Raw genomic sequence first — 13,581 nt, 5'->3', positions numbered from 1 at the left:
CTCTATTGACCTCTGGCGGATTTTCCCATGGAACAGTCTCTCAAACCCTTGCGTTTGCCCCTCGCGGCCCTGGCCGTATTGGTGCTCGCAGCCTGTGGCCGCGCACCTGAAGCTCCCCCTGCAGCCAGCGCGGCCAAAGTCAGCGTAGCCAAGGTGTTGGAGCAACCGGTGAACGAGTGGGATGAGTTCACCGGGCGCCTGGAAGCCCCTGAAACCGTCGAAGTGCGCCCACGGGTGTCGGGGCAGATCGACCAGGTGGCATTCACCGAAGGCGCTCTGGTGAAAAAAGGCGACCTGCTGTTCCAAATCGACCCACGGCCTTTCCAGGCTGAAGTCCGTCGGCTCGAAGCGCAGTTGCAACAAGCCCGCGCCAGCGCCTCGCGCAGCGACAACGAAGCGCAACGGGGCCAGCGCCTGAAGACTGCCAATGCGATCTCGGCGGAACTGGCCGAGTCGCGCAGCAGCGCGGCCCAGGAAGCCCGCGCGGCCATGGCCGGAATCCAGGCGCAGCTCGATCTGGCGCGCCTGAACCTGAGTTTTACGCGGGTCACCGCGCCCCTCAGCGGCCGCGTCAGCCGCGCCGAAATCACCGCCGGCAACATTGTCACCGCCGACGTTTCGGCACTCACCAGCGTGGTCTCCACCGACAAGGTCTACGCCTACTTCGACGCCGACGAACGCGTCTACCTCAAATACACCGAACTGGCCCGCGCCGGCCAACGTGGCCAAGCCTCACCCGTGTACCTGGGGCTGAGCAACGAAACCGGCAACCCGCACCTGGGCCAGATGAACTTCGTCGACAATCAGGTCAACCCGCGCACCGGCACTATTCGCGGCCGTGCGGTGTTCGACAACCGCGACGGGCAGTTCACCCCCGGCCTCTATGCGCGCCTGAAACTGGTGGGCAGTGCCACCTACTCCGCCTTGCTGATCAAGGACGAAGCGGTGGGCACCGACCTGGGCAAGAAATTCGTCCTGGTTTTGGATAAAGACAACAAGGCGGTTTACCGCAGCGTCGAGCTGGGGCCCAAATTGGAGGGCTTGCGGATCGTGCGCACGGGCCTGAGCAAGGACGACAGCATCGTGGTTAACGGGCTGCAGCGGGTACGCCCGGGGGCAGCGCTGGACCCTGAAGTCACGCCCATGGCCAGCCCGGCCACGTTGGCGGCGCTCGCTCGTCAGCGCGAAGCCCTGGAAGCCAGCAACGGCAAAGCCCCAACACCAGCGGTCAAGGTTGTCAGCCTCGCCACACCACGCGGTTAAGGAACATCAGCGATGAACTTTTCTCAATTTTTTATCAAGCGGCCGATCTTCGCTGCTGTGTTGTCTCTGCTGATCCTGATCGGCGGCGGTATCTCACTGTTCCAACTGCCCATCAGTGAATACCCGGAAGTGGTGCCACCGACCGTCGTGGTGCGCGCGACCTTCCCTGGCGCCAACCCGAAAGTCATCGGTGAAACCGTGGCCTCGCCGTTGGAGCAGGCCATCACCGGGGTCGAGAACATGCTGTATATGTCCTCGCAATCCACCGCTGATGGCAAGCTCACCCTAACAATCACCTTTGCCCTGGGTACAGACCTGGATAACGCCCAGGTGCAGGTGCAGAACCGCGTCACCCGCACCCAACCGAAACTGCCCGAGGAAGTCACGCGCCTGGGTATCACCGTCGACAAAGCCTCGCCTGACCTGACCATGGTTGTGCACTTGACCTCCCCGGACCAGCGCTACGACATGCTCTACTTGTCCAACTACGCCACCTTGAACATCAAGGACGAACTGGCGCGCCTGGACGGCATCGGCGATGTGCAGCTATTCGGCATGGGCGACTACTCCTTGCGGGTGTGGCTTGACCCAAACAAGACCGCCTCACGCAACCTCACGGCCACTGATGTGGTCACCGCCATTCGCGAACAGAACCGCCAGGTCGCCGCCGGCCAACTGGGCTCACCGCCCGCGCCCAACGCCACCAGTTTTCAGATGTCGATCAACACCCAGGGCCGCCTGGTGACCGAGGAAGAATTCGAGAACATCGTGGTGCGCGCCGGGGCCAACGGCGAAATCACCCGCCTTAAAGACGTTGCCCGCATCGAACTGGGCTCCAGCCAATACGCCCTGCGCTCCTTGCTGGACAACCAGCCGGCGGTCGCCCTGCCCATCTTCCAACGCCCCGGCTCCAATGCCATCGATGTGTCGAACCAGGTTCGGGCGAAAATGGCCGAGCTCAAGCACGACTTCCCCGAAGGCATGGACTACAGCATTGTTTATGACCCGACCATCTTTGTTCGTGGCTCCATCGAAGCGGTAGTGCATACCCTGTTCGAAGCGCTGATCCTGGTGGTGCTGGTGGTCATTCTGTTCCTGCAGACCTGGCGCGCCTCGATCATTCCCCTGGTGGCCGTGCCCGTGTCGCTGATCGGCACCTTCGCAGTCATGCACATGTTCGGCTTTTCCCTCAACGCCCTGTCGCTGTTCGGGCTGGTATTGGCCATCGGTATCGTGGTGGACGACGCCATTGTGGTGGTGGAGAACGTCGAGCGTAATATCGAGTTAGGACTGGAACCGGTGGCCGCCACCGAGCGCGCCATGGCCGAAGTGACCGGGCCGATCGTCGCCACGGCGTTGGTGCTGTGCGCGGTATTCGTACCGGCTGCCTTTATTTCCGGGCTAACCGGGCAGTTCTACAAGCAATTCGCCCTGACCATCGCGATTTCCACGGTGATCTCGGCCTTCAACTCGCTGACCTTATCGCCGGCCCTGGCCGCTGTCTTGCTTAAACGCCACGATGCGCCCAAGGACGGCTTCTCCAGGGTACTGGATAAGCTATTGGGGGGCTGGTTGTTCCGCCCGTTCAACCGGTTTTTCGTCAAAGCCAGCAATGGCTATGTAAAAACCGTGGCCCGGGTGATCCGCAGCAGTGGCATCGCCCTGCTGGTCTACGCCGGCCTGATGGTGCTGACTTGGTTCGGCTTTGCCGCCACCCCGACCGGCTTCGTCCCGTCCCAAGACAAGCAATACCTGGTGGCGTTTGCCCAACTGCCGGACGCCGCCAGCCTGGACCGCACCGAAGACGTGATCAAACGCATGTCCGACATCGCCCTCAAGCAACCGGGGGTGGAAAGCGCCGTGGCGTTCCCGGGCCTGTCGATCAATGGGTTCACCAACAGCCCGAACAACGGCATCGTCTTCGTGACCTTGAAGCCGTTCGAGGAACGTAAAGACGCCAGCCTGTCGGCCGGTGCCATCGCCGGCGCGCTCAATGGTAAGTTTGCCGGCATTCAAGATGCTTATATGGCGATCTTTCCGCCGCCACCGGTGATGGGCCTGGGGACGATCGGCGGCTTCCGTCTGCAGATCGAAGACCGTGGCAACCTGGGCTATGACGCGCTCTACAAAGAAACGCAAAACATCATTGCCAAGAGCCAGAATGTGCCGGAGTTGGCTGGGCTGTTCACCAGCTACACCGTGAACGTGCCGCAGGTCGATGCCGCCATCGACCGCGAAAAAGCCAAGACCCACGGGGTGGCCATCAGCGAGATTTTCGACACGTTGCAGGTGTACCTAGGCTCGCTGTACGCCAACGACTTTAACCGTTTCGGCCGTACCTACCAGGTCAACGTCCAGGCCGAACAGCAATTTCGCCTGGAGGCCGAGCAGATCGGCCAGCTCAAGGTGCGTAACGACCAGGGGCAAATGATCCCACTGGCGACCTTCCTCAAGGTCACCGACACCGCCGGGCCTGACCGAGTGATGCACTACAACGGCTTTGTCACCGCTGAGATCAACGGCGCCGCCGCCCCCGGTTACAGCTCGGGGCAAGCGGAAAAGGCCGTGGAGCAGTTGCTCAAAGAAGAGCTGCCCAACGGCATGGCCTACGAGTGGACCGAGCTGACCTACCAGCAGATTCTCTCGGGCAACACGGCGCTGTTCGTCTTCCCGCTGTGCGTATTGCTGGCCTTTCTAGTGCTTGCCGCCCAGTACGAAAGCTGGAGCCTGCCGCTGGCTGTGATCCTGATCGTACCCATGACCCTGCTTTCGGCCATCGCCGGGGTGATGATCGCCGGTAGCGATAACAACATCTTTACCCAGATCGGCCTGATCGTACTGGTGGGGCTGGCGTGTAAGAACGCGATTCTGATCGTCGAGTTCGCCAAGGACAAACAGGCCGAAGGCCTCGACCCGTTGGCGGCGGTACTGGAAGCCTGCCGGTTGCGCCTGCGGCCGATCCTGATGACCTCGTTCGCCTTCATCATGGGTGTGGTGCCCCTGGTGCTGTCGTCCGGTGCGGGTGCCGAAATGCGCCACGCCATGGGTGTGGCGGTGTTCTCCGGGATGCTGGGGGTGACCTTCTTCGGCTTGTTGTTGACCCCAGTGTTCTTTGTTCTGATCCGCCGTTATGTCGAGCGCAGCCAAGCCCGCAAAGCCGCCCGCGCCGTGTCTCTGGAGGCGCGCCCATGAGCCCGTTGAAACTTTTTGCTCCGAGCCTGTTAGTGCTGGCGCTGGCCGCGTGTGCGGTGGGCCCTGACTACCAGGCGCCCAACACCGCGCCCGCAGCCGTGACGGCCGCTAACGATGCCAGCCGCTTCGCGCCCAAGGACTTCGAGGCGCAGTGGTGGCAACAGTTCGATGACCCGATCCTCAACCAGTTGGTCAGCCAATCGTTGCAGGACAACCGTGAGCTGCGGGTGGCCTTCGCCCGGCTGAAGGCGGCCAGGGCGATTCGTGATGACGACGCCAACGATAACCTGCCCGTGGTCACCAGCCGCGCCAGCAGTGAAGTCGGCAAAGGCCAGATCCCTGGGCAAACCACCCGCCGGGTCAACAGTGAGCGTTACGACCTAGGCCTGGATATGGCCTGGGAGCTCGACTTGTTTGGGCGCATCCAGCGCCAGTTGGAGGCCAGCGATGCCGAGATAGGCGTCGCCGACGCCGATTTACAGCAACTGCACGTGAGCCTGATTGCCGAGCTGGTCGACGCCTATGGTCAGCTGCGCGGCACCCAGCTGCGCGAGAAGATCGCACTGGCCAACCTGAAGAACCAGAACGATTCGCGCGGCATCACCCAGACCCTGCAGGACGCGGGGGTCGGCAACCAGCTCGATGTGGTGCGCGCCGATGCACGTCTGGCGGCGGTAGAGGCCAGCGTCCCGCAGTTGCAGGCCGAGCAGGTGCGTGCGCGCAACCGTATTGCGACCCTGTTAGGGCAACGACCTGAACAATTGACCGTCAACCTGGCCCCCGCCGAGTTGCCCGCCATCGCCAAGGCGCTGCCCATCGGTAACCCGGCCGACCTGCTGCGCCGCCGCCCTGATGTGCGCAGCGCGGAACGCCAGTTGGCCTCAGCCACCGCCAACATTGGGGTGAACACCGCCGACCTGTTCCCACGCATCAGCCTTAGCGGCTTCCTGGGCTTTACCGCCGCTCGGGGCTCGCAGTTGGGTTCGTCGGCGGCTAATGCCTGGAGCCTGGGCCCCAGTATTACCTGGGCCGCCTTCGACCTGGGCAGCGTGCGCGCTCGTATCCGCGGCGCTGACGCCAATGCTGAAGGGGCTTTGGCCAATTATGAGCAGCAGGTACTGCTGGCCCTGGAGGAGTCGGAGAACGCGTTTAGCGATTACAGCAAACGCCAGCAACGCCTGGTGGCGTTGATTCGGCAAAGCGAGTCCAGCCGCGCGGCGGCCGACCTGGCCTCGATCCAATACCGTGAGGGCACAGTGGACTACCTGGTGCTACTGGACGCCGAACGCGAACGCCTCAGCGCCGAGGACGCCCAGGCTCAGGCCGAAGTTGATCTGTACCGGGGTATAGTCGCCATCTATAAAGCGCTGGGCGGAGGCTGGGACGCTTAATCGGCTGCTGGCGCGGTGATCCCATTGCGTAGGAGGGGCCTTGGCCCCGAGAGGCCGCGCCAGCGGCCGGTTATAGGCGCCGCGGTATATGTTCCATCGCCAAGGTCAAAAGATCGGGGCCAAGGCCCCTCCTACGCGCCGGTGATTGCTCGGGGGATTTCGCTTAGGGCGACGACCTTTTTTGCGCCGCCCAATTTGATCGCTTCCTTAGGCATGCCAAATACTACGCAACTGGCCTCATCCTGGGCGAAGGTGCTGGCGCCCGCCTCGGCCATTTCCTTCAGGCCGCGGGCGCCGTCGTCGCCCATGCCGGTCATGATGATGCCCGTGGCGTTACGACCGGCGAACTTGGCCACCGAGCGAAACAGCACATCCACCGAGGGCCGGTGGCGGTTAACGTGGGGGCCATCGCGTACTTCCACCAGGTAGAACGCACCGCTGCGTTTGAGCAGTAAATGCTTGCCCCCGGGGGCAATCAGCGCCAGGCCGGGCAATACCCGGTCGTTGTTGCGCGCTTCACGCACTTCGATCTCGCACAGCTCGTTGAGCCGCTGGGCAAACGACGCGGTGAATTTTTCCGGCATATGCTGGACGATGACGATGCCTGGGCACACCCTGGGCAGGCGCGTCAGCACATGCTCCAGGGCCTGGGTGCCCCCGGTGGAAGTGCCCAGGGCGACAATGCGTTCGGTGGTCGACACCATCGCCTGGCCGTTGCCCGGCGCCAGTATCGCGTCGGCGCTGTGGCGCTCCACTACCACACCGGCTGGCCCGGCCACTGGCGGTTTGGCGGCGGAAAACGGCGTTGGGGCGATACGCCCCAGGTTACGCAGATTAACCTGGGCCGCACCGCGCACCGCATGGACCAGTTCGTTGGCCGATTCCAACAGGAAATTTTTCAAACCTACCGTCGGCTTGGTGATGATATCCACGGCACCTGCGGCCAGCGCCTGCAACGTCGTTTCGGCGCCCTTTTCCGTCAGCGATGAGCAGATCACTACCGGAGTCGGCCGCTCGCTCATGATTTTGCGCAGAAAAGTGATGCCATCCATGCGTGGCATCTCCACATCCAGAATGACCACATCCGGCCACTCCTTAAGCATGCGATCAATGGCGAACAACGGGTCGGAGGCGGCCCCCATCACGCGAATACCTGGCTCGGCTTCGAGGATTGCCTGCATCACCTGGCGCACCACGGCTGAGTCGTCAACGATCAACACACTAATGGGTTTCATGCAGCTCCCTAGGTAACGCAGCGGCCATCCTTGGCGGGCGGCGCAAGGGGTCTTGGCGCACCCACACATCGCCGCTGGCGAGGTCGAATAGCACTTTGCGGTGGCCGAGCCCGCCCAAGTCTTCGGCAATCACATTGAGCCCCAGACGCGCGGAAATCTCTCGCGCTGCCTGGGCATTACGGTAGGCGACGTCGGCCACGGCGCCCACCACGATAAAGTCGGGGAACATGTTCCCCGCCCCAAACAGTTTTACCTGAAACTCGCGCAAGGGCCGCTTATAGGGCGCCAGCGCGCGCAGCAGCAGCTCCACGGCTTCATCGGTGTACTTGCCGTCCAGCCCCTGGCCACGCTCACGCCGGCCCGGCAGCAAGGCATGGCACATGCCGCCGACCCGCAACTGCGGGTGCCAGAACGTGACCGCCACGCAGGAGCCTAACAACGTGCTGATGCGCGTCCCGGCTTTACCGAAATAATAGTCACCAATGGCCAGGTTGACCTCGTACGCGCGGCCGGGCAGATCGATAAAGGCGCTCATGGTTTGCGATAGATCGAAGGGACCACCAACTGCAGGCTCTCGCACACGCCGTTAAGGCTTTCGGAGTGACTGACGATCAGATGGCCACCAGGCTTAAGCAGCGGCAGCATGCGCGCCACCACTTGGCGCTTGGTCTGCATATCGAAATAAATCATCACATTGCGCAGGAAGATCACGTTGAATTCACCGAGGTTGGGAAGGCTCTCGTTCAAGTTGACCTGCAAAAATTGCATTCGATCCCTGAGCGCTTTCTCCACCAGAAAGGTGCCTTCCTGACGGCCGATGCCTTTGAGGCAATGCCTGACCAATTGCTCATGGGGCAAGTTGCGCGAGCGTGCCATCGGATAGTGGCCACTACGCGCTTGGGCCAGCACCTGGGTGCTGATGTCCGAAGCCACGATTTCCCACGGCGTGCCGCTGGGCAGGCCGTCCGCCAGGGTCATGGCCAGGCTGTAGGGTTCTTCGCCGGAAGAACAGGCGGCGCTCCACACCCGAAAACTGCGCCCCACCGCTGCCGTGGGCAAGACCTTGTCGCGGAGAAAATCGAAGTGTTTGGGCTCGCGAAAAAAATACGTTTCATTTGTTGTCAGCATGTCCAGCGCGACCTGCAATTCGGCCGCGCCGCTGCTGCCCATGATCAAACGAAAGTAATCGCCATAACTGCTTAGCTGATGGTGACGCAGGCGCTTGAATAAACGCCCGGCGACCAGAGGCTTCTTCGCCGCCGACAGGCTGATCCCGGCAGTGCGGTGCAGCCACTCCTGGAACTGTTGAAACTCACTGTCGTTGAGCGGGATAGCGTTCACGCGGCGGTCCTTTGCTGATGAAGGTAGCGGGTCAACCTTGGCCCAATGCTGGCGTATGCGCAGCGGCCATCTGCGCCATCTCGTCCACCGAGAGCACCCGGTCGACGTTGAGCACGATGACGAACTTACTGTCCATACGCGCCATGCCATTGATGAAATCGGCGTTGATCCGCGCACCGAAGCTCGGTGGCGGTTCGATCTGGCTGGCCGGGATATCCAGCACCGCCGACACTGCGTCTACCAACAGGCCGATGTCCTGGCGCCCTTCCTCAGCCGAATGCGCTTCGACGATCACCACGCAACTGCGCCGGGTTACGTTGGCATTCGGCTGGCCGAAACGCGCCGCCAGGTCGACCACCGGCACCACCGCGCCGCGCAGGTTAATCACCCCGCGGACGAAGTCCGGCATCATCGGCACCACGGTCAGGCCGCCGTACTCGATAATTTCCTTGATCCCCAAAATGGCGATCGCATACATCTCACTACCGAGGGTGAAGGTCAGGTACTGGCCGTCTTCCTCGGACGTCGCCGCAGCGCCGTTACTCACTGTCAAGCCGCCCATGGCATGCCCCTCAAAACCGGGTGAATTCGTGTTCCGAAACCGCCGAACCGGACGACACCGGGCGCAGGCTCGGCACCGCGCTGGCTTTGACGGCCGGCGCGCGCGGCCGTTGTACAGGGGCGAAGCCGGCCGAACTGCTAGCCAAGGTGAAGAAGCTCATGGCCTCTTGCAGTTGTTCGGCCTGGCTGCTCATTTCTTCAGCGGTGGCGGCCAACTCTTCACTGCTGGAGGCGTTCTGCTGGGTGACCTGGTTCAATTGCGCCATGGCCGTGTTGATCTGCCCTACCCCAGCGGCCTGCTCTTCTGAAGCGGCGCTGATTTCCTGAACCAGGTCGCTGGTTTTATTGATCGACGGCACCATTTCGTTGAGCAAACTGCCAGCCTTCTCGGCCATTTCCACGCTGCTGGTGGACAGCTCACCGATTTCCTGAGCGGCGATCTGGCTGCGTTCGGCCAGCTTACGCACCTCGGCGGCTACCACGGCAAAGCCTTTACCGTGCTCGCCAGCACGGGCGGCCTCGATGGCGGCGTTGAGTGCCAGCAGATTAGTCTGGTAGGCGATGTCATCGATGATGCTGATGCGCTGGGCGATCTTCTTCATGGCAACTACGGTTTGCTGCACCGACTGGCCGCCTTCGGTGGCTTCGCGCGCGGCTTTGCTGGCCATGCCATCGGTGACCCGAGCGTTCTCGGTGTTCTGGTTGATACTGGCGCTCATCTGCTCGATCGACGCGCTGGTTTCTTCCACGCTGGCCGCCTGCTCGCTGGTGGCTTGGCTCATGGACTGGGCCGTAGCGCTGACTTCTTCCGAGGCGCTGGCCAGGTTGTCGGCCGCGTTGCGCACTTCGCCGATGATGTGCGAAAGCTTGCCAACCATATTTTGCATGGCGGTCAGGACCATACCGGTCTCGTCACGGGAGGTCACCACCACATTGGCGGTGAGGTCACCTTCAGCCAGGCGGCCAGCAATCTCGGCGGCGTTGTTCAACGGCCGGGAAATGATCCGAGCCACGAATACCGCCAGGAACAAGCCCAGCATCAGGGCAATCGCCAGGGCAATGATGATCGCCAGGCGAGCGCTGGCGTACAACGCATCGCCGGTTTGGCTCGCCGCGGCGGCGCCGTCGTCGTTGAGTTGCACCAGCTTGGCAGTGGTCTCGGCGATGCTATCGGAATAGCGCTTGGACTCGGTGGTCAGGATGGTCTTGGCCTCCTCCACCCGACCGGCACGGGACAGGTCGAATACCGTCTTGTTCAGGGCGGTGTAGCCAGCCCAATCCTTCGCCAGACTGTCGTACAGAGCGCGCTCTTCAGGGCTGCTGACCAGTTTCTGGTAGTCGGTCAGACGGCTTTCCATCTGGCTGCGCGACTCACCGGCCAATTGCTCCTGGGCCGCCTTCTCTTCGGCCGAGTCGGCCAGTAGGTGGCGCATTTCACGGGTGCGGAATTGCGAGGCATAGAAGCGCATGCCGGCCGCCGCACGCATCGACGGTATCCAGTTCTCTTTCATCTCCGTGGAGGTGGAGTTGACCTGGGCCAGTTGAAAGATCGAAAAGCCACCAATCAGCGCGGTCAGGGCCAACACCGTAATGAAAGAGGTAAGCAGCTTGGTGGATATTTTCAGGTCGTAAAACCATTTCATGAGCGTTGCTCCGTGCGATACGTAAAGAAAGTCAGCTGACAGACGGTGAGTGATTGAACGACGGGGTGCGGTCGCCTTCGGACAGCCGCGTGAACAGTGCAGGTATATCGAGGATCAGCGCGACCGCTCCGCTGCCCAAAATGCTCGACCCGCCAATGCCATGGAGCGCGCCGAACAATTTGCCCAGGGGTTTGATGACGGTCTGGTACTCGCCCATCAACTCATCCACCACTAAGCCAATTTTTTTATCCAGGTAATGCACCACCACCACGTTCTGACGACGCACGATGGGCCCTTCGATCGCAAAGTAGTCGCGCAGAAACAGCAAGGGCAGCACCTGCCCGCGCAGGTCGATATAGCCGCAGCGCCGGGCGCTGTCGTGGGCAGTGGGGCTAAGCTCCAGGCACTCCTGCACGCGCTCCAGCGGCACCACATAGGACGCCTCGCCCACCCCCACGAGAAACCCGTGGATAATCGCCAGGGTCAATGGCAGGCGAATGCGAATGGTCGTGCCCTGGCCTGGGCGGCTGTCTAAATCGATGGTGCCGCGCAGTGCAGTGATGTTGCGCTTGACCACGTCCATGCCCACACCGCGGCCAGACAAGTTGGTGACCGCCGCCGCCGTGGAGAAGCCTGGCTCGAAGATCAGGTTGTAGATTTCCGAGTCGCTCGGGGTGGCCGTGGCTGGGATCAGATTGCGTTCGCGGGCCTTTTCCAAAATGCGCTCACGGTTGAGCCCAGCTCCGTCGTCGGCGATTTCCAGAATGATGTTGCCGGCATCGTGAAACGCATTCAGGCGCAGCCGCCCTTTCGCTGGCTTGCCCGCGGCCAGGCGCACGCTTGGCGCCTCGATGCCGTGGTCCATGGCGTTGCGCATCAGGTGCATAAGGGGGTCGCCGATGCGCTCGACTACGGTTTTATCCAGTTCGGTGTCGCCGCCGCTGATGGTCAGCTCGATGTCTTTACCCAGCTCCTGGCTGACGTCGCGCACCACCCGCTGAAAGCGGCTGAAGGTGTCGCCAATGGGCACCATGCGCATGCGCAGGGCGCAGTCCAGGGTCTTCTCCACCAAGTCGGCGACGCCGGCAGTGGCGTCGCGCAGCTCCGCCTCGGCAGCGTCTTTGGCCAGCAACTTGGCGCCCGCCCCGGCGATCACCAGCTCGCCCACCAGGTTGATCAGTTCATCCAGCTTGTCGGCGTGCACCCGCACGTAGACGTTTTCCCGCGCCTTGGCTTCTCGGGCCTGGGGCACCACGGCGACAGTGGTGTCGGCGGCGGCGGTGGCTTCGAATACGGTCGGCAGGCTAGCGGCCGACTCGACGCTGGCCTGTGGCGCAGCTTCGAGCAACTGCTGCCACTCGGCATCGCTGAGGGAACCTGCGGCCAGCAACAATTGGCCGGCCTCCTCCTCGCTTTCAGGCAACTGCCCGACCAACTCGCGATAATCGGCCAGGGTGCCGTGGGGCTCGATGATGCGAATGGCGCAATCTTCGCGAACGAAGTCGAACACTTCGGCGATGGTTTCCGCGGTTTGCTCGGAGCGCAAGCGGATTTCAAAGCCCAGGTAGCAGGACTCAGGGTCCATTTGCGCCAGCTCCGGCATGCCTTGCGCCGTGGTGGCGATATTCTGGATCTCGCCCAAGGTGTTGAGGTAGCGCAGGAAGGAGAACGGGTCCATGCCGTTGCGGAACACGTCTTCGCCGAAACGCAGGGAAATATGCCAGTGCGGGCTAGCCACACGGGGCTCGCCGTCCAGCACCCTCACTGCGCCCTCTGGGGCTGGCTTGGCGGCAATCGCCCCAGCGGCCTCGGTACGCTGCCCCTGATAGGCCAGCAGACGCTCGCGCAGGCCGGCTTCGCGCTGCATGGCGGGCGCATCGAGGCTACCGCCGCGTTCGGCGACGACCTCCACCAGTTCGGCGATATGGTCGGTGCAAGCCAGCAACAAGGCGATCAAGTCGCGGTCGATGGCGACATGGCCGTCCCGCACGCGGTCGAGCACATCTTCGACAAAGTGGGTAAAGCCGACCACTGGAGTCAGGCCGAACAGGCCCGCAGAGCCTTTGATGGTGTGGGCGCCACGAAAGATACGGTCGATGGTATCGCTGTCGGTGGGGTCGCTTTCGAGTTGCAGCAGGGCTTTTTCCATGTCCTGCAGCAGTTCGCGAGCCTCAACGATATAGGTCTGCAACGCTGAATCGAGATTAATATCCATAGTGCGCTTTCGCGACCCTCCGCACGCAAGCCTCAGGCGAGGCTCGCTTGTCCTTCAAACATCGTCCAGGTGTTGCACAGCTTCAGGGTGTCACGCACGGCGGGGCTGCACTCGATCAGGGTCAGGCTCTGGCCCGCGGCCAACACCTGGCGGCGGATCAGCAACAGCAACTGCACGCCGGCGGCATCGATTTCGCTGACTTGGGCCAGGTCCAGCCGGGTCTGCGTGGCCGGCTCCAGCCAACCGAGCAGCTCACCCTTGAGTTCAGCGGCGGTGTAAATGCTCATCTCGCCGTCCACCGCCAGGGTGCACGTGCCGTTGAGGGTCTGGGCGACAATAGCCATGCTCGTTACTCCCAGGGGGCCTTACGGCAACACCAGCTTCGACACGGCAGCCATCATCTGGGCCGGCTGGAAGGGCTTGACGATCCAGGCTTTCGCACCTGCCGCTTGGCCTTCCTGCTTTTTGCTTTCCTGGGACTCAGTGGTCAGCATGATGATCGGGGTGAATTTGTAGCTGGCCAGCTTCTTGACCTCTTTGACAAAGGTGATGCCGTCCATGTTGGGCATGTTGACGTCGCTGATCATCAGATGAACCTTCTGCCCGGTCAGTTTGCGCAGCGCGTCCTTACCGTCGCAGGCCTCGATAACGTCGTAACCGGCCCCCTTAAGGGCGATGCTGACGACCTGGCGTACGCTGCTGGAATCGTCGACTACCAAGATGGTCTTGGCCATGGGAAC

General features: G+C 62.3%; 11 protein-coding genes. 3 read left to right on the top strand and 8 right to left on the bottom strand.

Annotation, left to right across the window (positions count from 1 at the left end; genetic code table 11):
* Positions 1 to 27 precede the first annotated feature (27 nt).
* Genes mexE through QCL65_RS12875 form a run of 3 tightly spaced genes read left to right on the top strand, consistent with a single transcriptional unit; the run spans position 28 to position 5,846 of the window.
* Entirely contained in the window at positions 28 to 1,263 is a 1,236-nt protein-coding gene (gene mexE / locus QCL65_RS12885; protein ID WP_407309155.1) for a multidrug efflux RND transporter periplasmic adaptor subunit MexE, read from the top strand.
* 12 nt (positions 1,264 to 1,275) lie between these two features.
* Entirely contained in the window at positions 1,276 to 4,455 is a 3,180-nt protein-coding gene (locus QCL65_RS12880; protein WP_407309153.1) for an efflux RND transporter permease subunit, read from the top strand.
* On the top strand, positions 4,452 to 5,846 hold the full coding sequence (locus tag QCL65_RS12875) for an efflux transporter outer membrane subunit (protein WP_407309151.1): 1,395 nt from the start codon (positions 4,452 to 4,454) through the stop codon (positions 5,844 to 5,846). Before QCL65_RS12880 ends, QCL65_RS12875 begins: the two co-directional genes overlap by 4 nt.
* Positions 5,847 to 5,977: 131 nt before the next feature.
* Here QCL65_RS12875 and QCL65_RS12870 read toward each other — a convergent pair whose 3' ends face one another.
* From QCL65_RS12870 to QCL65_RS12835, 8 genes are read right to left on the bottom strand one after another with little or no spacing between them, the layout of a single operon-like run.
* On the bottom strand, positions 5,978 to 7,081 hold the full coding sequence (locus QCL65_RS12870) for a chemotaxis response regulator protein-glutamate methylesterase (RefSeq protein ID WP_407309149.1): 1,104 nt from the start codon (positions 7,079 to 7,081) through the stop codon (positions 5,978 to 5,980).
* Positions 7,068 to 7,616 (bottom strand): chemotaxis protein CheD, encoded by a 549-nt coding sequence (locus QCL65_RS12865; RefSeq protein ID WP_407309147.1) that lies wholly within the window; start codon positions 7,614 to 7,616, stop codon positions 7,068 to 7,070. The genes QCL65_RS12870 and QCL65_RS12865 overlap by 14 nt, the downstream gene beginning before the upstream one ends.
* The gene (locus QCL65_RS12860) at positions 7,613 to 8,422 is read right to left on the bottom strand and encodes a CheR family methyltransferase (RefSeq protein WP_407309145.1); all 810 of its coding nucleotides are present in this window, start codon (positions 8,420 to 8,422) and stop codon (positions 7,613 to 7,615) included. The genes QCL65_RS12865 and QCL65_RS12860 overlap by 4 nt, the downstream gene beginning before the upstream one ends.
* 31 nt (positions 8,423 to 8,453) lie before the next feature.
* Positions 8,454 to 8,984: a chemotaxis protein CheW gene (locus tag QCL65_RS12855; protein WP_407309143.1), complete on the bottom strand. Its 531-nt coding sequence runs from the start codon at positions 8,982 to 8,984 to the stop codon at positions 8,454 to 8,456.
* 10 nt (positions 8,985 to 8,994) lie between these two features.
* Positions 8,995 to 10,626, bottom strand: a complete 1,632-nt coding sequence (locus tag QCL65_RS12850; RefSeq protein WP_407309141.1) for a methyl-accepting chemotaxis protein — start codon at positions 10,624 to 10,626, stop codon at positions 8,995 to 8,997.
* A gap of 31 nt (positions 10,627 to 10,657) precedes the next feature.
* The gene (locus QCL65_RS12845) at positions 10,658 to 12,841 is read right to left on the bottom strand and encodes a chemotaxis protein CheA (protein WP_407309139.1); all 2,184 of its coding nucleotides are present in this window, start codon (positions 12,839 to 12,841) and stop codon (positions 10,658 to 10,660) included.
* Positions 12,842 to 12,873: 32 nt separating this feature from the next.
* Complete coding sequence (locus tag QCL65_RS12840; protein ID WP_407309137.1) at positions 12,874 to 13,185, bottom strand: lipid asymmetry maintenance protein MlaB; 312 nt, start codon at positions 13,183 to 13,185, stop codon at positions 12,874 to 12,876.
* Between the two features lie 21 nt (positions 13,186 to 13,206).
* Positions 13,207 to 13,575: a response regulator gene (locus QCL65_RS12835; RefSeq protein WP_407309135.1), complete on the bottom strand. Its 369-nt coding sequence runs from the start codon at positions 13,573 to 13,575 to the stop codon at positions 13,207 to 13,209.
* Between the last annotated feature and the right edge of the window lie 6 nt (positions 13,576 to 13,581).

It is taken from the genome of Pseudomonas sp. nanlin1, from assembly GCF_045571515.1.
In the GTDB taxonomy this organism is placed as follows: domain Bacteria; phylum Pseudomonadota; class Gammaproteobacteria; order Pseudomonadales; family Pseudomonadaceae; genus Aquipseudomonas.
The sequence above is the reverse complement of the archived record's forward strand: the minus strand, read 5'-3'. Positions and strand labels throughout refer to the sequence as shown.

Coding starts and splice junctions, on each gene's coding strand:
- mexE (WP_407309155.1), top strand. CDS start 28: ATGGAACAGTCTCTCAAACCCTTGCGTTTGCCCCTCGCGGCCCTGGCC.
- QCL65_RS12855 (WP_407309143.1), bottom strand. CDS start 8,984: ATGGGCGGCTTGACAGTGAGTAACGGCGCTGCGGCGACGTCCGAGGAA.
- QCL65_RS12865 (WP_407309147.1), bottom strand. CDS start 7,616: ATGAGCGCCTTTATCGATCTGCCCGGCCGCGCGTACGAGGTCAACCTG.
- QCL65_RS12850 (WP_407309141.1), bottom strand. CDS start 10,626: ATGAAATGGTTTTACGACCTGAAAATATCCACCAAGCTGCTTACCTCT.
- QCL65_RS12870 (WP_407309149.1), bottom strand. CDS start 7,081: ATGAAACCCATTAGTGTGTTGATCGTTGACGACTCAGCCGTGGTGCGC.
- QCL65_RS12875 (WP_407309151.1), top strand. CDS start 4,452: ATGAGCCCGTTGAAACTTTTTGCTCCGAGCCTGTTAGTGCTGGCGCTG.
- QCL65_RS12845 (WP_407309139.1), bottom strand. CDS start 12,841: ATGGATATTAATCTCGATTCAGCGTTGCAGACCTATATCGTTGAGGCT.
- QCL65_RS12880 (WP_407309153.1), top strand. CDS start 1,276: ATGAACTTTTCTCAATTTTTTATCAAGCGGCCGATCTTCGCTGCTGTG.
- QCL65_RS12835 (WP_407309135.1), bottom strand. CDS start 13,575: ATGGCCAAGACCATCTTGGTAGTCGACGATTCCAGCAGCGTACGCCAG.
- QCL65_RS12840 (WP_407309137.1), bottom strand. CDS start 13,185: ATGGCTATTGTCGCCCAGACCCTCAACGGCACGTGCACCCTGGCGGTG.